The 15,915-nt window shown below is 69.8% G+C and carries 16 protein-coding genes and 1 tRNA gene; 8 read left to right on the forward strand and 9 right to left on the reverse strand.

Annotated features, from left to right (window positions below; translation table 11 throughout):
- The first annotated feature begins 2 nt into the window (after positions 1-2).
- Complete coding sequence (locus tag C8263_RS02105; RefSeq protein ID WP_107136415.1) at positions 3-1,001, forward strand: ABC transporter permease; 999 nt, start codon at positions 3-5, stop codon at positions 999-1,001.
- Positions 1,002-1,079: 78 nt separating this feature from the next.
- On the opposite strand, the gene C8263_RS02110 is transcribed toward C8263_RS02105, so the two are convergent.
- From C8263_RS02110 to C8263_RS02135, 6 genes are all read right to left on the reverse strand, one after another.
- A complete protein-coding gene (locus C8263_RS02110) occupies positions 1,080-1,829 on the reverse strand; it encodes a shikimate dehydrogenase (RefSeq protein ID WP_107136416.1) in 750 nt (249 codons plus the stop codon).
- Between the two features lie 52 nt (positions 1,830-1,881).
- Entirely contained in the window at positions 1,882-3,012 is a 1,131-nt protein-coding gene (gene wecB / locus C8263_RS02115) for a non-hydrolyzing UDP-N-acetylglucosamine 2-epimerase (RefSeq protein WP_107136417.1), read from the reverse strand.
- The gene (locus C8263_RS02120) at positions 3,009-4,145 is read right to left on the reverse strand and encodes an MraY family glycosyltransferase (RefSeq protein WP_107136418.1); all 1,137 of its coding nucleotides are present in this window, start codon (positions 4,143-4,145) and stop codon (positions 3,009-3,011) included. Before C8263_RS02120 ends, wecB begins: the two co-directional genes overlap by 4 nt.
- Positions 4,146-4,235: 90 nt before the next feature.
- Positions 4,236-4,859, reverse strand: coding sequence for a uracil phosphoribosyltransferase (upp, locus tag C8263_RS02125; protein ID WP_107136419.1), 624 nt, complete (start codon positions 4,857-4,859; stop codon positions 4,236-4,238).
- Between the two features lie 25 nt (positions 4,860-4,884).
- On the reverse strand, positions 4,885-5,724 hold the full coding sequence (locus C8263_RS02130; protein WP_233218581.1) for a phosphotransferase family protein: 840 nt from the start codon (positions 5,722-5,724) through the stop codon (positions 4,885-4,887).
- 58 nt (positions 5,725-5,782) lie between these two features.
- A complete protein-coding gene (locus C8263_RS02135; protein ID WP_233218582.1) occupies positions 5,783-6,793 on the reverse strand; it encodes an HD domain-containing phosphohydrolase in 1,011 nt (336 codons plus the stop codon).
- 35 nt (positions 6,794-6,828) lie between these two features.
- Here C8263_RS02135 and C8263_RS02140 point away from each other — a divergent pair, with 35 nt between their 5' ends.
- The 3 genes from C8263_RS02140 to C8263_RS02150 all read left to right on the forward strand — a co-directional run bounded on the left by C8263_RS02140 (position 6,829) and on the right by C8263_RS02150 (position 9,968).
- Positions 6,829-7,575: a YkgJ family cysteine cluster protein gene (locus C8263_RS02140; RefSeq protein WP_107136420.1), complete on the forward strand. Its 747-nt coding sequence runs from the start codon at positions 6,829-6,831 to the stop codon at positions 7,573-7,575.
- A 93-nt stretch (positions 7,576-7,668) separates the two neighbouring features.
- Positions 7,669-8,733: a GGDEF domain-containing protein gene (locus C8263_RS02145; RefSeq protein WP_107136421.1), complete on the forward strand. Its 1,065-nt coding sequence runs from the start codon at positions 7,669-7,671 to the stop codon at positions 8,731-8,733.
- A 254-nt stretch (positions 8,734-8,987) separates the two neighbouring features.
- Positions 8,988-9,968 carry an EAL domain-containing protein gene (locus tag C8263_RS02150; protein WP_107136422.1) on the forward strand — a complete coding sequence of 327 codons (981 nt, stop codon included), beginning with the start codon at positions 8,988-8,990 and terminating at the stop codon, positions 9,966-9,968.
- Here the strand turns inward: C8263_RS02150 and C8263_RS02155 are convergent.
- Both C8263_RS02155 and aspS read right to left on the reverse strand, forming a co-directional pair.
- The gene (locus C8263_RS02155; RefSeq protein ID WP_107136423.1) at positions 9,965-10,738 is read right to left on the reverse strand and encodes an alpha/beta hydrolase family protein; all 774 of its coding nucleotides are present in this window, start codon (positions 10,736-10,738) and stop codon (positions 9,965-9,967) included. The two genes, C8263_RS02150 and C8263_RS02155, sit on opposite strands and share 4 nt — an antisense overlap.
- Positions 10,739-10,790: 52 nt before the next feature.
- Entirely contained in the window at positions 10,791-12,116 is a 1,326-nt protein-coding gene (gene aspS / locus C8263_RS02160) for an aspartate--tRNA(Asn) ligase (protein WP_107136424.1), read from the reverse strand.
- Between the two features lie 380 nt (positions 12,117-12,496).
- Between aspS and C8263_RS02165 the strand changes: the two genes are divergently transcribed.
- The 4 genes from C8263_RS02165 (at position 12,497) to C8263_RS02180 (ending at position 15,790) form a co-directional block, all read left to right on the forward strand.
- On the forward strand, positions 12,497-13,048 hold the full coding sequence (locus C8263_RS02165) for a TetR/AcrR family transcriptional regulator (RefSeq protein WP_107136425.1): 552 nt from the start codon (positions 12,497-12,499) through the stop codon (positions 13,046-13,048).
- Complete coding sequence (locus C8263_RS02170; RefSeq protein ID WP_107136426.1) at positions 13,036-14,310, forward strand: MFS transporter; 1,275 nt, start codon at positions 13,036-13,038, stop codon at positions 14,308-14,310. Before C8263_RS02165 ends, C8263_RS02170 begins: the two co-directional genes overlap by 13 nt.
- 50 nt (positions 14,311-14,360) lie before the next feature.
- On the forward strand, positions 14,361-15,218 hold the full coding sequence (locus C8263_RS02175) for an HpcH/HpaI aldolase/citrate lyase family protein (protein WP_233218583.1): 858 nt from the start codon (positions 14,361-14,363) through the stop codon (positions 15,216-15,218).
- A gap of 92 nt (positions 15,219-15,310) precedes the next feature.
- On the forward strand, positions 15,311-15,790 hold the full coding sequence (locus C8263_RS02180; RefSeq protein ID WP_107136427.1) for a MaoC family dehydratase: 480 nt from the start codon (positions 15,311-15,313) through the stop codon (positions 15,788-15,790).
- A gap of 49 nt (positions 15,791-15,839) precedes the next feature.
- Here the strand turns inward: C8263_RS02180 and C8263_RS02185 are convergent.
- A tRNA-Val gene (locus C8263_RS02185) sits at positions 15,840-15,914 on the reverse strand.
- Between the last annotated feature and the right edge of the window lies 1 nt (position 15,915).

Here is a 15,915-nt window from a genome sequence, read left to right on the forward strand (position 1 = left end):
AGATGACAACCGCAACCGTTCCCGTTCCCAAGCGCAAAACGGACAGCATCTTCTGGCGGCGCTTCCGCCGTTCCGTGCCCGGCAAGGTGGGCGCCCTCATCGTGGCCGTTTTCGTGCTGCTGGCCGTCTTTGCCAGCGTCATCAAGCCCTACGACCCCACCACCGACCGTAATTACCGCATGACCCTGAAACCCCCCAGCGTGACGGCGCTGTGGAACAAGGAGGTGGCCGAAACCTACACCGACCCGGTGACCGGTCAGGTCAACATCTGGGCCGCGCCGCTGGGCACCGACAATCTGGGCCGCGACATCATGACCCGTGTGCTGCACGGCACGCGCATCAGCCTGAAGGTGGGCGTGGTCAGCACGGTCCTGGCGCTGGTCATCGGCTCGCTGCTGGGGGTGCTGGCCGGGTACTTTGGCGGCTGGCTGGACTCGGTGCTGGGCTACCTGACCGACGTGATGCTGGCCTTTCCCAGCATTCTGCTGGCCATCGGGTTTGCCAGCATCTTTTCCAGCGATAACCCGCCGCTGCTGATTGCGGGCCTGGACCGGCTGTTTGCCCTGAACAGCCCGCAACTGGTGACGGCCATGCTGGCGGTGTCGCTGGTGCAGGTGCCGGTGTATCTGCGACTGGCCCGCGGCGTGGTGCTCTCGGTGCGCGAACGCGAATTCGTGCAGGCCGCCGGGGCGCTGGGCGCCAGCCAGGGCCGCATGATCTTCCGGCACGTGCTGCCCAACAGCCTCTCGCCGCTGATTGTGCAGGGCGCCCTGAGTATCGCCACGGCAACCATCGAGGTGGCGGCCCTGGGCTTCCTGGGCATTGGCGCGCAGCCGCCCCTGCCGGAATGGGGCACCATGATCAGCGACAGCCGCCAGTACTACATTGACGCGCCGTGGACCATGGTGTTCCCGGGGCTGGCCATTTTCCTGACGGTGCTGGGCTTCAATCTGCTGGGCGACGGCCTGCGCGACGTGCTGGACCCCAGGAGCACCCAGTAGGCGCTCAAGAAGCGCCGCAAGTGTTCGCCCCCTCCCGACAGTGCGGAGGGGGCGACGCTTTTCTCTTTTCCCACAGCCCTATTCCAGCGCGTGCAGCGCGCCTTCCAGTTCCTGGGGGTGAAACCGCTGCCCGGTGGCGTGGGCCAGCTGGCGGGCCAGGCGGCGCAGGGGCAGGGGGCGCAGGTCCAGGCTGCTGGCGCCCGTGCCGCTCACGTTGGCGTGGCCGGTCAGGTCAATGACCGTGTGGTAGGGCTGCACGAGGCCGTGGGGCAGTTCACCGGCCGTCAGCACAATCAGGTCGGCGCGGCCTGCCAGATCGGCCACGCTGGCGTCTCGGCGGCTCAGGGGATACACCCGCACGCCAGCCGGCACGTCGCGGGCGGCGCGCTCGGCGTCGGGGGCGCTGGCGGCCACCACGCCCAGTTCGGTGAAGCCCAGGCGGGCCAGTGGCAGGGCCAGCGCCAGGTCGCTGGCGTGCTGGCCCAGCAGCACGGCGCTGGCCCCGCGCGAGGCGTATCCGCTGTCGTGCAGCACATCGGTCAGGGCGTCGGCACTGGCAAAGGTACCGTGCAGGCCAGCGGTCAGGGCCACAGCGTCCACCCGGCCCACCCGCCGGGCAGCGCTGTCGGCGGTGACGTGCTCGAAGACGGGGCCCTGCAGCGCGGTCTGCACCAGGGCCCCGGTGAAGCGCAGGGCGCGGCAGGCGTCCAGCACACTTCTGGGGTCATCGGTGGGCACCGAAACGGCCACCAGCCCCAGGTCGCGCAGGGCACGCGCCGCCTGGGGGGCGTAACCGATCAGGGCCAGGGGCGTATCAGACGCAGGCATGGAGGCTCAGTGTAGCCCAGGGGCCGCGTGGGCTGGCCCCAGGGACTGGCCCTCAGCGCCAGTCGGCGGGGCGCTCCGCCAGCCCAAAGTGCCACGCGATGGCCGAGGCGATGCGCGCCCCCGCGTGGCCGTCGCCGTAGGGGTTGCGCGCGGTTTTCATGGCAGTCAGGGTGGCTTCACTGTCCAGCAGACCGTTCAGCACGGTTTCCAGGCGCGCCGGGTCGTTGCCCGCCAGGGTCAGCACGCCTGCCTCCAGCCCTTCAGGGCGCTCGGTCACGTTGCGCAGCACGGCGACGGGCACGCCCAGGGCGGCGCCCTCTTCCTGCAGGCCGCCGCTGTCGGTGGCCAGCAGCCGGGACGCCGCCATCAGGGGCGCCATATCGCTGTAGTCCAGCGGCTCGGTCAGCTCAAAGTTGGGCACGCCGGACAGCACCGGGCGCACGGCCTCCTGCACGGCGGGCGAGAGGTGCACCGGATAGATGAAGTGGTGGTCCGGGTGAACCTGCGCCACGCGGGCCAGGGCCTGCGCCATCTCGCGCATCATGGGCTGGTTCTCGCGGCGGTGCATGGTCACGGTGACCAGCGGTTGGCCGGCCTGCACCCGCGCGCGCCATTCGGGGCGCAGGGGCACACGCCCGGCCACCTCGCGCACCGCGTCCACGGCCGTCTGGCCGGTCACGAAGATGCCGGTATCTGCCTTGCCCTCGCGCTGCAGGTTGGCGCGGCTGCCGGGGGTGGGGGCGAAGTCCAGGGTGGAGAGTACACCGGTCAGGCGGCGGTTGGCTTCTTCCGGGAAGGGTTCTTTCAGGCTGCCGCTGCGCAGGCCGGCTTCCACGTGGCCCACGGGGATGCCCTCATAGAAGGCGGCCAGCGCCACGCAGAACGAGGTGGTGGTGTCGCCGTGCACCAGCACCATGTCCGCGCCCATCTCGCGCAGCACCCGGCCGGCCTGCGGCACGATGCGGGCGGTCAGGTCGGCCAGGGTCTGGCGCTCGGTCATCACGTTCAGGTCGCGGTCGGGGGTCAGGCCAAAGACGGCCAGGGCGCCGTCGAGCATCTGGCGCTGCTGCCCGGTCGAGAGAATCTGGGGGCGCAGGTCGCCGCGCGCCTGCACGGCTGTGTACACCGGGGCCATCTTGGTCGCCTCGGGGCGGGTGCCGAAGGCCAGGACAATCTGCTTCATGGGGTTCCTTCCCGCGCGATTTCCAGGTTCTGCGCGCGAATGCGGCGGTAGGCGACGAAAAACAGGCACAGCGCGGCCGTGAGCACGGTGCCGCCAATGGCCCCCGGGCGCAGGCCCTGCAGGGACATGCCGACCGCGCCGCAGGCCAGCGCCACCAGCCACAGAATCACGGCTGTGCGCCGCGCGCTGGCGGTGCGGGCCAGCACGCGGTGGTGGATGTGGGTCTTGTCGGGGTGCCGCAGGGGGTTGCGGATACCGCGCGCCAGGCGGCCAATCACCACCTGCGTGGTGTCGAGCAGCGGCAGCGCCAGGACGATCAGGGGCACCAGCAGGCTGGCCCCGGCGCTGAACTTCAGGGTGCCCAGCAGGCTCACCGCTGCCAGCGTGTAGCCGAACAGGGTGCTGCCCGCGTCGCCCATGATGATGCGGCTGGGGTTGAAGTTGTGCCGCAGGTAGCCCAGCGCGGCGCCCGAGAGCCCGGCCAGCAGCACCACCGCCGCCGCGCGGTCGGGGAACTGCGCGGCCGTGGCCAGCAGCACAAAGCTGGCCACAAAGGCCACGCCGCCCACCACGCCGTCTACGCCGTCCAGGAGGTTCACGGCGTTCGTCAGGCCCACCACCCACAGAATGGTGACCAGGGAACTCAGCGGCTGGTTGATCAGTTCGGGCAGCGCCGGCATGAACGGAATGGCGTTCAGGTCCACCCGCAGGTCGTTGACGAGCAGCAGCACCGCCGCCAGGGTCTGTACCACCAGCCGGGACAGCGGCGAAAGCCCGTACTGGTCATCAATAAAGCCCACCAGCACCAGCAGCGTGGCCCCCAGCAGAATCGCCAGCACCTGAATATTCACGAGGTCCACGGCGATGGGCCGCAGCGCCCATGCCACGATGATGCTGACCAGAAAGCCGCCGTAGATGGCCAGCCCACCCGCGTTGGGCAGGGGTTCTTTGTTGAGGCGGCGTTCGTTGGGCTGATCCGCCCAGCCGGCCTGAATGGCAAAGGCGCGCAGGCGGGGAATAAAAAACCACGTAAACAGCCCCGCCGTGATAAAGGTGATCAGTACGCTGAGAAAGCCCCGGCCCCGAAGGTCGGCGATCCCCAGCTGTGCGGCCAGCGCCTGCAATGCGTCCATAAACGGCCCCAAGTGTAACGGCTCAGGCCGGCTCCGGGCGTCCACCAGAAGAAGGGGGGCAGGCCCGTGGAGACCCGGCCTGCCCCGCGCTTACTTTGTGCCGTAAATCCGGTCCCCGGCGTCGCCCAGCCCGGGCACGATATAGCCGTGGTCGTTGAGGTGGCTGTCCACGGCCGCCACCACGATTTCCACGTCCGGGTGGTCGCGCTCAATGACGGCGATGCCCTCGGGGGCCGCCAGGATACACATGAGCTTGATGGTGGTGGCCCCTGCCTCCTTCAGAAAGGCGATGGCGGCGCTGGCACTGCCGCCCGTGGCCAGCATGGGGTCGGTGAGAAAGACGCGGCGCTCGGCAATGTCGGCGGGCAGCTTGTTGTAGTAGGCCACGGGCGCCAGCGTTTCGGGGTCGCGGTACAGGCCGATGTGGCCCACCTTGGCGGCAGGCACCAGCTGGGTAATGGCGTCGGTCATGACCAGCCCGGCGCGCAGAATGGCCACCAGGGCCAGCTTCTTGCCGCTCAGCATGGGAAAGTCGGCGCTCGTCAGAGGCGTGCTCAGGCGCTCGGGGGCCAGTTCCAGGTCGCGCATGGCTTCATAGGCCAGCAGCAGGCTCAGTTCGCCGGCCAGTTCGCGGAATTCCTTGACGCCGGTGCGCACATCGCGCATAACCGACAGCTTGTGTTGTACCAGGGGGTGAGAGACAACCGTAACCATGCCCACACCATAGCGAAGGTGCGCACTATGCGGGCAGCCGCGCCAGGGCGTGCCGGGCCCGGGGCACCTTGGCATCCCGCTGGCCTTCAAATTCGTAGGGCTCGTTCATCAGGAACCAGTACAGGTCGTGCAGGGTGGTCATGGCAAGGTAGGCGCGGTAGCGCGTGAGGGTGGCGGGGGCGTGGTCCGGCAGGAAGGTCAGCGCGGCCTGCAGGCTCTCGTCGGGCGGCAGCAGATCCAGGGTGCCGGTTTTCAGCAGGGCGAGGTCGCGCAGGGGGTCGTCGGGGGCGGCCTTGGTCCAGTCAATGATCAGCACCTCGGCCCGCTCGGGGTGAATCAGGAGGTTGTCGTGCCACAGGTCCAGGTGGCAGAAGGCCGCCGGGCCAGACAGCAGGCCGCGTTCCAGCGGAATCTCCACGGCGTCGAACAGGTCGCCCAGGGGGTAGGCCGCCAGGGCGCTGCGAAACCGGCGCAGGCGCTCGTGAATGCGGCTTAAGTTCACGGTGCCGGCGGGCTCGCGGTGCAGCGCCGCCAGCTGCTGGCGCAGGGGGCCCAGCGCGCGGGGCAAATCCGGGCGGCGCAGGGGGCGGCCCGGAAAGCGGCGCAGCACCAGGGCCTCCACGCCGTCAGCCTCGGTGGCTTCCACCACCCAGTGGCCCAGGCCCGCGCGGCGCATGTTGGCGGCCTCGGTGCGGTGGTCGCCCTGGTGGTTGCGGTACACCTTCACCACCGTCTGCCCGTCGGCGGTGGCATACACGCGGCTTTGCATGCCCGAATCCATAGGGCTCAGCGGCCCGTAGCGGGCTTCGAGCACCGGAAAGCGCGAGGCCGGTGCGTCGCCGGTGGGGGCCGGGCGCAGGGTCAACGTGGCCTCCACTGACGCGTGCTGCGGCCGTGCGGGGCGCCCGGGTTGCCCAGCCCCGTCACTGCGGCAGTTTCTCCAGCAGCGCCACCAGACGCGGGTCCAGCGCCTTGCCCGCCTGCCCCTTTACGCGGTCGGGGCCGCCCATGCGCACCGCCAGATTGGCCACCGCCAGAATGCGGGCATACAGCGGAATGTCCTCGCCCGCCAGCCGGTCGGGTTCGCCCTGGCCGTCCCAGCGTTCGTGGTGGTGGCGCACCGCCTTCATGGCCTCGGCGAGGTGCGGCACGCCGTGCAGGAAGTTGGCCCCCACCTGCGCGTGGCCCTGCTCGCCGTGAATCTTGCCGATGTCGTGCAGCATGGCGGCGTACCACAACTCTTCCTGTTCGCGCTCGGTCAGGCCCACCAGCTTGCCCAACTTCAGGCTCAGGTCGGTGACGGCCTGGGCGTGGCCCAGGGCGTCAAACTCCCCGCTTTCCACAGCTTCAACCAGGGCGCCGGTCAGCTGGCGCGAGGCCGCGCGCCACTCCTCGCGGCCCTCCAGCACGCCCATCAGGGGGGCCACGGCCGCCGCCCATTTGGTCACGGCCTCCTGGGCAGCGGGGGGCAGGCCGCCCTCGCTGGTGCGGTCCAGCACCAGGGCGCCCAGGTTGCGTCCGCGCACCGTCAGCGGCACCACCAGTGACAGGGTCACGGCCTTCATGCCCGCCTCGTCCAGCAGCGGCGCGGCCTCGGGGGGGCTGCCCTCGTACAGTTCGCGGGCGCCGTCGGTCAGCACCCGCGGGCGCATGGAGGCCCAGGGCCCCCCCAGCGACAGCCCCAGCAGGCTCTTGGGGTAGCCCAGCACCGCGGCCACCCGGTCCTGACCCCGGCGCACGACGGCAAAGCCCTGTACCGAACCGCCCATCAGGGTGGCGGCGTGGGCCAGTGCGCCTTCCAGAATGCCCTCCTGGGTGGGGCGGGCCAGCAGGTCGGCAACAACCCGGGTGGCGTCAGTGTTCTCGCTGGGCCCGGGCGCGCGCGCGTCGGTGGGGCCAGGCGTCTGCTGGGGGGTTCGTGGGCGTCGGAACACGTTGGCCGTAGTATACCCGCGCTACCCTGCCCCGCATGACCGGTTCTGCTTCTTCCTCTGACCCCGTGACGGCGGCGGTTCAGCACGCCTACGCCCGCTATGGCCGGCAGGCCCGCAGCTGGCTGGACGGCTACGCCCAGCGCGGCGGGCAGGTGTACTGCGGCGCCGGCTGCACCGCCTGCTGCACCATGCCCATTCGCGTCAGCCTGGCCGAGGCCCGGATCATGGCCGCCACTCTGGACGCGGAACTGGCCCGCGCAGTCGAAGCCCACGCCCGCGCGGCGGTGGCCAACGCGCGCACCGCCCCAGACGAGGAAGAATACGTGCGCCGCCACCGCCTGCAGGTGGGCTTTTGCCCCATCCTGGACCGCAGCACGGGCGGGTGCAGCCGCTATGACGCCCGCCCCACCCGCTGCCGCGACACCTTCAGCGCCCTGCCGGCCCGCTACTGCGCCGCCGAAACCTGGGAAACCATAGGCCCGCGAGAGCAGGCCGAGTACCAGCGCGCCGTGGCCCGCACGCCCGGTACCGACGGCGAACTGCATTTCATCGCGCCGCTCGAACACCTCTCAGAGCCGGTGTGGACCGCCGCCTCGCGCGCCATGCGCCGCGCCTGGGGCCTGGAGGTCTGGGGGGACTTCTGGCTGCTGACCACACTGGCGGCCGACGAACGTTTCATGGCGGCGGTGCAGGCGGGCGACGGCCGCCGCGCGTGGCAGGTGGCCTCGGGGCGGGGGCTGTCTCACCGGATGCTGCTGGAATTTGCGCCGGCCCCGCGCTGAAGGTCAGCCCCTTCAGGCCGCTGGGCAGCGGGGCCTGCAGGGGGCGGCGCCTGCACCGGGCGCCCATCCGCCGGAATGCTTTACAGTGCTCGAATGCAGCGCGAGACAGGCGAACCCAGCCTGAGCGAACGGCAGCAGCGCAACTTCATGTCAGCGCTGGCGGCCCTGGCGGTGCTGATGCAGACTGCCACCTCCATGCACCTGCATACCCAGCCCGAACAGCTGGCCCGCGCCCTGCAGGCCGATCTGGGGCTGGGCTTCGCTGTCCTGCTGCTGGTGCTGACCCGGGTGCAGGCCATTCGCCTGGGCACGCTGCAGAAGCTGGTGGTGGGCGCGGTGGCCACGTGGCTGCTGCTGAACGTGATCAGTGTGTTTCGCACCGCCCGGCCGATCACCTCGGGGCTGCTGATTCACATGGTGCTGCTGGCGCTGTTTGCCTACACGTGGCTGCCCGCGCGCGCAGCGGCCCTGATTGTCACGCCGGCGTATCTGCTGCTGGCGGCGGGAGCCACCTTCAGCCGCGCGCCGGATCTGCCGGGGCTGCTGCTCACCGGCCTGGTGTTGCCGCTCACGTGGTATCTGACGGTGCACGGGCGCATCGTCTCGGGCGAGCGGGCGCGCAGTGTGGAGCTGGCGGCGCTGGCGGCCACCGATCCCCTCACCGGCTGCCTAAACCGCCGCTCTGGGCACAGCCAGCTGCTGGCGCTGGCCGACACCTGGGCGGCCCAGCCCGAGCGCCTGAGCGTGGCGCTGTGCGACATAGACCATTTCAAGCGGGTCAATGACACCTGGGGCCACGAACAGGGCGACGAGGCCCTGGCGCGCGTGGCCCAGACGCTGCGGGCGCAGGTGCGCGCCGGCGACCTTGTGGTGCGCTGGGGCGGCGAGGAGTTTCTGCTGGTGCTGGCCGACCTGCGCCCCGCCGAGGCCAGCACGGTGCTGGAACGCACCCTGCGCGGGGTGCGCGCCCTGGAACTGGCCCCGGCCCTGGGGGTGACCCTCAGCGCCGGGCACGCCACCCTGGCCGAAGCCCCCGACATCACCGCCCTGCTGCGCCTGGCCGATCAGCGGCTGTTCGCTGCCAAGGCTGCCGGACGCGACCAGCTGTGCAGTGGACCAGAGGCGCCCGGGGACACAGGCGCGGCCACGCGGGCCTGAGCTGGCCAGCCACCACCCTGCGTTCTCATTCATGCTTTCCCAAGGCAACGGGGCGGCCGGGGCCGGGCCCCGGTATGCTGAGACGATCTCCCCTGTTTCACCTGCCCGGACCACGCGTCAGCCGTGCGCGGGGTCAGTTTTTGAAAGAACTCCTACAGACTTGTTATGACACCGTGAGGCCAATGATGTCTGTTCCCCCTCAGCGTTCTCCTCATCTGTGCGATTGTCTGGCGTTTGCGCCGCCTGTAGGCGTTATGGAAGGCGGTCTGTGGGTCCGGGGGGAGACCCGCCATGTGCGGCGCCTGCTGGGCGAGGCAGAAGCGCGCCTCTTTCCAGCCTCGGCGCAGGCGGACCTCCGGGCGCTGCTGGAACTGGCCGGGCCGTCGGGCCAGGGGGAGCTGCTGGCCACCCCGGCGCTGCCCTCCGGTGAACCGGACCCCTGGCAGCTGCGGCCCCTGGCCGAGTGGCTGGTGTGCCTGGAGACACCCTGGTACCCGGAGGCCCTGGCGCACCTGACCTTCGACCTGCAGCCCATCGTGGCGCTGGGCAGCGGCGCGGTGACCGGCTACGAGGCGCTGGTGCGCGCGCAGCTGAGGGAGCGGCGCATCGGGGCCTTTGACCTGCTGCGCGCCGCCGAGGGCCACCGTCACCTGCGCGCCTTTGACGCCCAGGCGCGGCGCGAGGCCATCCGGCAGGCCGCGCCCCGGCTGGGCAGCGAGCAGCAGCTGTTTATTAACTTCGCGCCGGGGGTGGTCTATAACCCGGACGTGTGTCTGCAGACCACCTTTGCCGCCTGCCGCGAGGTGGGGGCAGACTTCCAGCGTCTGGTGTTCGAGGTCACCGAGAGCGAGCGTTTTCCCGACCTGAAGATGCTGCGCCGCATCCTGTCGCGCTACCGGGCCGAGGGTGCGCGCGTGGCCCTGGACGATCTGGGGGCCGGGTACACCAGCCTGACCTATCTGGACGAACTGCGCCCGGACATCGTGAAGCTGGACCGGGCCCTGAGCCAGAACCTCACGTCCCACGACCCGCGCCTGGGCCTGCTGGCCGCCCTGATCGCCTACGCCCACGATCTGGGGATTCAGGTGGTGGCCGAAGGGGTAGAGGACCTGCAATCCCTGCGCCTGCTGCGCGAACTGGGCGCCGACTATGCCCAGGGGTATGTGCTGGGTCGCCCGGACCCCGAACTGCGGCCCATCCGTGAGGAAGCGGCGGCCCTGTGGGCCACGGCCTAGCCGCCGGTCAGAAAGCGCGCGGTTTCGCGGTAGAGCATCTCCACCGCGTCCAGAGAATCGAAGGTGTGGCCTGCGCCGGGAATGGCCACTGCGTCGCAGCCCAGGGCGCGGGCGTAGCGCACGCCGAATTCGGGCGGGCAGGTCTGGTCGGCGTCGCCGTGAAACACACGGGCCTCGCCGCCCCAGCTGGCGGCGGCGTCCAGCGGGCGCAGGCGGGTCATCTCCTGCAAAAACTCGCGGCCCAGCGGCCAGCCGCCGTAATCGGTGACTGTGGCCGGCAGAAAGCCGCCGCGCAGGAAGGGCAGCCACAACTCGGGCAGCGCCGGGGCCCACAGCGCCAGTCGGTGCGGGCGCACCTGCGGGGCCGCCAGCGCCGCTACAATTCCGCCCATCGAGAAGCCCAGCAGCATCACACGCTCGGGGTCCAGGCCCGGCTGACGGCGGATGTACTCGAAGGCTGCCTCTGTGTCCTCCACCTCGCGCGAGACGGTCATCTCGCTGAAGTCCCCCTGAGACTCTCCGCTGCCCCGGAAGTCAAAGCGCAGGCTGGCCACGCCCCGCGCCGCGAGATACCTCGACAGCAGCGGCAGCAGCCGGTGATCGCCGCCCCGGTTGCCCGTAAACCCGTGCAGGATGATCACACTGGGATGGCCCTGCGCGGGCGGGGTGCCCTCTGGCCGGTGCAGCATGCCGTAGAGCCGCTGACCATCCACGCTGAACTGAGCGAATTCCTCGACAAGCCCCTGCTCATTCCCGCCCTGTCCCGTCATGCCTGACATGCTAGCGGGCCATAAGCCATCTGCTGTCTGCCATCAGGCCTTCTTAAGGCGTCAGCCGGTGCCGGTCACGCGGAAACGCACGGGCATAGCGCACGTTGGCAATCCCCAGCAGCTTGGCGGTCAGGCGCTCGGCACCGATGGCAAAGCCGCCGTGGGGGGGCATGCCGTACTTGAAGACCTCGGTGTAGCCCGCCAGCGACTCGGGGCTGAGCTTGTAGGCGGCAATCGAGTCCATCAGCATGGCGTGGTCATGGATGCGCTGCCCGCCCGAGGTGATTTCAATGCCCCGGAACAGCAGGTCAAAGCCGCGCGTGAGCTCCTGGCTGGGCGTGCCGTCTGCATTCGCGTCGGGGTGGGCGTAAAACGGCCGGGCGGCGCGCGGGTATTTGGTCACGAACACGAAGTCGCTGCCGTGGGTTTCCGCATAGTGCTGGCACAGGAGCCGCTCGGCTTCGGGGTCAAGGTCCTTGCCGCCCACCGCGTGGCCAAACTGATCGGTGACCAGCTGGCGGGCGTCCATCAGGGTGATGCGGGGAATGTGCGTGGGCACCTCGGGAATGGTCGCGCCCAGCAGGGCAAACTCGGGGGCGCAGCGTTCTTTCAGCCGCTCCATGATGGCCGCCAGAAGGCGGTTTTCCAGCGCCATCACGTCTTCCTCGTCCTCAATGAAGCCCATCTCTACGTCGAGACTCAGGTACTCGTTCAGGTGGCGGCTGGTGGCATGTTCCTCGGCGCGGTAGACGGGCGCGACCTCGTACACCCGTTCGAAGACACCTACCATGATCTGCTTGTACAGCTGCGGGCTCTGGGCCAGGTACGCCGGACGCCCGAAGTAGTCAATGGGAAACAGGTTTGCGCCGCCCTCTGCCCCGGCCGAGACGATCTTGGGCGTGCTGATTTCGGTAAAGCCCTCGGTGCCCAGATGGTCGCGGAAGGCGGCCACCAGTTCGGCCTGCACCTTCAGGGCTGCGCGCTCTTTCAGGCCGCGCACCGTCACCACGCGGTAGTCCAACATGGTCTCGGGGTTGACGTTCCACTCCATCTTCGGAATCTCGACGGGCGCGGGCTCCACGGCGGCGCTGATGACGCGGAAATCCGCAATCTGCACTTCAAAGCCGCCCGGCGCCTTGGGATGGGCCTTGACGGTGCCCACGATCTCCACGCTGCTTTCGGCCAGGGGCAGGCTCAGGCCGCTGCCCACGCACTGGGTCAGGCCAGAGACATCCCGCAGCACCACGAACTGCACGCCGCCCAGGTCGCGCCGGGCATGAACAAAACCTTGCAGGCGCACCTGCTGGCCGTCGTGTGCGGCCAGATCACGGGTGAGAGTGCGGGGAAGGTGGGCTTGCTGGGCTTCGGTGTGGGTCATGGGAGTGCCTCCTGTGGGCGAAGGGAAAACCCCCGACTCCGTGTGCTGGGGTCGGGGGCGCAGTATGCGGCAAAGACGTCCCCTAACAGGGATCATCATTCACGTTGTTGGTTGCCGCGAACATGGGGCCAACTGTACCGGGGCGCGCCGGGGCGGGTCAACGCTGAAACTAGGCAGGCGGGGTGGGGAGTGGGAACCCCCTGCTGGATAAGGGGCATTGAGCGAACTGCCGTTTGAGCGGCTTGAGGACGCTGGACACGGCCTGCGTTCCTCCCCTGCACAGGCGCGCCCACCTGCTCGGAGGTCAGCATTACCCCACCCATTTCACCCCCATCGGGTTCCCTCTTTCTTACCGACCGTCTGGACGGTATGCTCTGGGTATGGCCAGAATCCGTCAACCCGAACTCACGCGCGCCGCCCTGCTGCGGGCCGCCCGGCAGGTGGTGCAGGACCAGGGGGCCGCCCTGTCGCTGGACGCCGTGGCGCGTGCGGCTGGCGTCAGCAAGGGGGGGCTGCTGCATCACTTTCCCACCCGCGACGCCCTGCTTCAGGCGCTGGCGCTGGCGCTGGTGGAGCAGTTTCGGGAGGGGCTGGAGGCCGCCTATGCCCGAGAGCGGGCCGAACACGGCGAGCGGCCGGGGGCGTGGCTGCGCGCGTACATCACCCTGACCTTCTGCGAGGAGGACGAGGACACGGCCCTGCACCGCGCCCTGGTGCCCTTGGCCGGGCAACCCGCGTTGCTGGCTGCCCTGGCGCAGGCGCAGGTGTTTCTGCTGGAACGCGCCGAGGCCGATGGCCTGCCCCCTGGCGCAGCGCACGCCATTCGCCTGGCCTGCGACGGCCACTGGCTGGCCGAACTGACCGGGCAGCCCCGCTTGAGCCCGGCCCAGACCCAGGCCATGCAGGAGGCGCTGACCGCATGGACCCGCTGACTTCTGCGCCCTCTGGCCCCCAACACCCTGGCACCCCACACCCCGGCCCAGGCTGGGCCACCCGCTACTGGGCCATTTTTGGCGGGCAGGCGCTGTCGCTGATTGGCTCGGCCATGACGCAGTTTGTGCTGCTGTGGTGGATTACCGACACCACGGGCAGCGCCGCCGCCCTGGGCACGGCGGGCGTGGCCGCGCTGCTACCTCAGGCGCTGCTGGGGCCGCTGGGCGGCACCTTTGCCGACCGTTACAGCCGCCGCACCATCATGATCGTGGCGGATACGGTCAGCGCCGCGTGCATGGGGGTACTGATCTGGCTGTTCGCCAGCGGCAACGTGGAGTTGTGGCACGTCTACACCATGATGTTTATTCGCAGCGCCATGCAGGCCTTTCAGGGACCTGCCGCCGCCGCCAGCACCGCCATGCTGGTGCCGCCCGAATTCCTGCCGCGCGCCGCCGGGTTTAACCAGACCCTGCAGGGCCTGATGACGGTGGCCGCCGCGCCGCTGGGGGCATTGGCCATCAGCGTGCTGCCGCTGGGCGCCGCGCTGGGCATTGATGTCGTGACCGCCCTGCTGGGCATTGTCCCGCTGCTGCTGTTCCGTATTCCGCAACACACCGTGGCCCGCGAGGACCGCCGGGGCGTCTGGGCCGAATTCCGCGAAGGACTGAGTGTGGTGTGGCGCAACCCCGGGCTGCGGCGGCTGTACGGCCTGCTGGGCGTGGTGGTCCTGGTCGTGATGCCCACCTTCACCCTGACCCCGCTGCTGGTGAAAGCCCATTTTGGCGGCGGGGCCGGGCAGGTGGCCCTCATGGAAGGGCTGTCGGGCGTGGGCATGATTGCGGGCGGTCTGCTGGTGGCGGCCCTGAACCCGGGACGGCCCATCGTCACGGTGCTGCTGGCGCTGGCGGCCTCGTGCCTGACAGTGGCCCTGACAGCAGCAGCCCCGGCGGACTGGTTCTGGCTGGCGGTGGTGTGGTGGGTGGTGAGCGGCGCGACCTTCGCGTTTGGCAACGCGCCCCTGACGGCCACCCTGCAGCGCACCGTGCCCAACCACCTTCAGGGGCGGGTGCTGTCACTGCTGAACACCGTGATGGGGCTGGCGGGCCCGGTGGGGCTGGCGCTGGCTGCGCCGCTGGGCGAATGGCTCGGCGTGCGCGGCCTGTTCATGGTGGGCGGCGTGCTGGGCGCGGCGGCGTGTCTGGCGGGCTTCCTCTCCCCCGCCCTGCTGCGTCTGGAACGTCAGGAAACCCCTGCCGGGTAAGCCGCTATCCTGGGCACCATGAGAACAAACGTTCGTTCCGGGGGCCGGGTGTGACGCCTCCTCTGCCCCTGCGTCCCCGCAGCCTGCTGTTTGCGCCGGGCAACCGCGCTGAACTGGTGGCCAAGCTGCCACGCAGCGCGCCCGACGCTGTGGTGATTGACCTGGAAGACGCCATTCCCGCCACCCCCGAGGCCAAGGCCGCCGCCCGCCCCGTGGCCCGCGACGCCGCGCGCGACCTGATGGCGGCCCACCCTCACCTGCCCGTGTTTCTGCGGGTGAACGCGCCGCACTCTCCCTACTTTGAAGACGACCTGGCGGTGCTGACGCCCGAACTGGCCGGCGTGGTGGTGCCCAAGCTGGAATCGGCGGCGGATGTGCGGCGGGTGGTGGCGGCGCTAGAGGCGCGCGGCCTGAGCCTTCCTCTGCTGGCCGGGCTGGAAACGGGCGCGGGCGTCTGGTACGCCCTGGACATCCTGCGCGAGGACGCGGTGGGATGGGCCTATTTTGGCGCCGAGGACTACACCACCGACCTGGGCGGGCAGCGCACGCCGGGAGGGTTAGAGGTGCTGTACGCCCGCTCGCAGGTGGCGCTGGCCGCGCGGCTGGCGGGGGTACCGGTGCTGGACATCGTGGTCACGCGCCTGAACGACGAGGCCGCCTTTCGTGAGGACGCCGCGCAGGGCCGCGCGCTGGGCTACGCGGGCAAGCTGTGCATTCACCCGGCGCAGGTGGCCCTGGCCCACGAGATTTTTGGGGCCACCGAGGCCGAATTGAACCGTGCCCGCGCCCTGCTGGCCGCCGCCCACGACGCCAGTCTGAGCGGTCACGGCGCCTTCGCCTTTGAGGGGCAGATGGTGGACGAGCCGATGCTGGCGGCGGCGCGCGCTGTGGTGGGTCGTGGGACGTAGGGTGTGGGTTGCGGGACAACCCAGCCCTGGCCCTTGCTTTTCGCCTTTTCTCCCACGCCCTACACCCCACAGCCCACACCCCGAGGTCCCCCATGAATGAAGACCTGCAGCGCCCCCAGGGCCGCTATCTGGAAGAACTGACGCCCGGCACCGTCATTCGCCACCGCGTCACGCGCACACTGACCGAGGCAGACAACGTGTTCTTTACGACGCTGACCATGAACCCCCAGCCCCTGCACCTGGACCACGAATACGCGGCGCAGACCGAGTTTGGCCGGCCGCTGGTCAACAGCCTGCTGACTCTGTCGCTGCTGGTGGGCCTCAGTGTGCACGAGCTGACGCTGGGCACGCTGGTGGCCAACCTTGGCCTGACGGACGTGGTGTTTCCCAGGCCCGTCTTTCACGGCGACACCATTCGCGCGGAATCGGAGGTGCTGGAGGTGCGCGAGAGCCGCAGCCGACCGGACGCCGGGATTGTGATCGTGGAGCACCGCGCCCTGAACGGGCGGGGCGAGGTGGTGGCAAGGTGCAAACGCACCGCGCTGATGCAGAAACGGCCTGCCGACGCCTGAAGCCCACTGCCCTCTAGCAAAAAACCCCGCATGGCGCGGGGCTTTGGTCTGGTGGGCGGTGAGGGATTTGAACCCCCGACCTATCGCTTGTAAGGCGAGAGCTCTACCGCTGAGCTAACCGCCCA

Source organism: Deinococcus arcticus (genome assembly GCF_003028415.1).
GTDB lineage: Bacteria > Deinococcota > Deinococci > Deinococcales > Deinococcaceae > Deinococcus > Deinococcus arcticus.

Excerpts from the sequence above, each read along its gene's own strand:
- C8263_RS02105 (WP_107136415.1), top strand. The coding sequence starts at position 3 with ATGACAACCGCAACCGTTCCCGTTCCCAAGCGCAAAACGGACAGCATC.
- C8263_RS02110 (WP_107136416.1), bottom strand. The coding sequence starts at position 1,829 with ATGCCTGCGTCTGATACGCCCCTGGCCCTGATCGGTTACGCCCCCCAG.
- wecB (WP_107136417.1), bottom strand. The coding sequence starts at position 3,012 with ATGAAGCAGATTGTCCTGGCCTTCGGCACCCGCCCCGAGGCGACCAAG.
- C8263_RS02120 (WP_107136418.1), bottom strand. The coding sequence starts at position 4,145 with ATGGACGCATTGCAGGCGCTGGCCGCACAGCTGGGGATCGCCGACCTT.
- upp (WP_107136419.1), bottom strand. The coding sequence starts at position 4,859 with ATGGTTACGGTTGTCTCTCACCCCCTGGTACAACACAAGCTGTCGGTT.
- C8263_RS02140 (WP_107136420.1), top strand. The coding sequence starts at position 6,829 with ATGACCGGTTCTGCTTCTTCCTCTGACCCCGTGACGGCGGCGGTTCAG.
- C8263_RS02145 (WP_107136421.1), top strand. The coding sequence starts at position 7,669 with ATGCAGCGCGAGACAGGCGAACCCAGCCTGAGCGAACGGCAGCAGCGC.
- C8263_RS02150 (WP_107136422.1), top strand. The coding sequence starts at position 8,988 with ATGGAAGGCGGTCTGTGGGTCCGGGGGGAGACCCGCCATGTGCGGCGC.
- C8263_RS02155 (WP_107136423.1), bottom strand. The coding sequence starts at position 10,738 with ATGACGGGACAGGGCGGGAATGAGCAGGGGCTTGTCGAGGAATTCGCT.
- aspS (WP_107136424.1), bottom strand. The coding sequence starts at position 12,116 with ATGACCCACACCGAAGCCCAGCAAGCCCACCTTCCCCGCACTCTCACC.
- C8263_RS02165 (WP_107136425.1), top strand. The coding sequence starts at position 12,497 with ATGGCCAGAATCCGTCAACCCGAACTCACGCGCGCCGCCCTGCTGCGG.
- C8263_RS02170 (WP_107136426.1), top strand. The coding sequence starts at position 13,036 with ATGGACCCGCTGACTTCTGCGCCCTCTGGCCCCCAACACCCTGGCACC.
- C8263_RS02180 (WP_107136427.1), top strand. The coding sequence starts at position 15,311 with ATGAATGAAGACCTGCAGCGCCCCCAGGGCCGCTATCTGGAAGAACTG.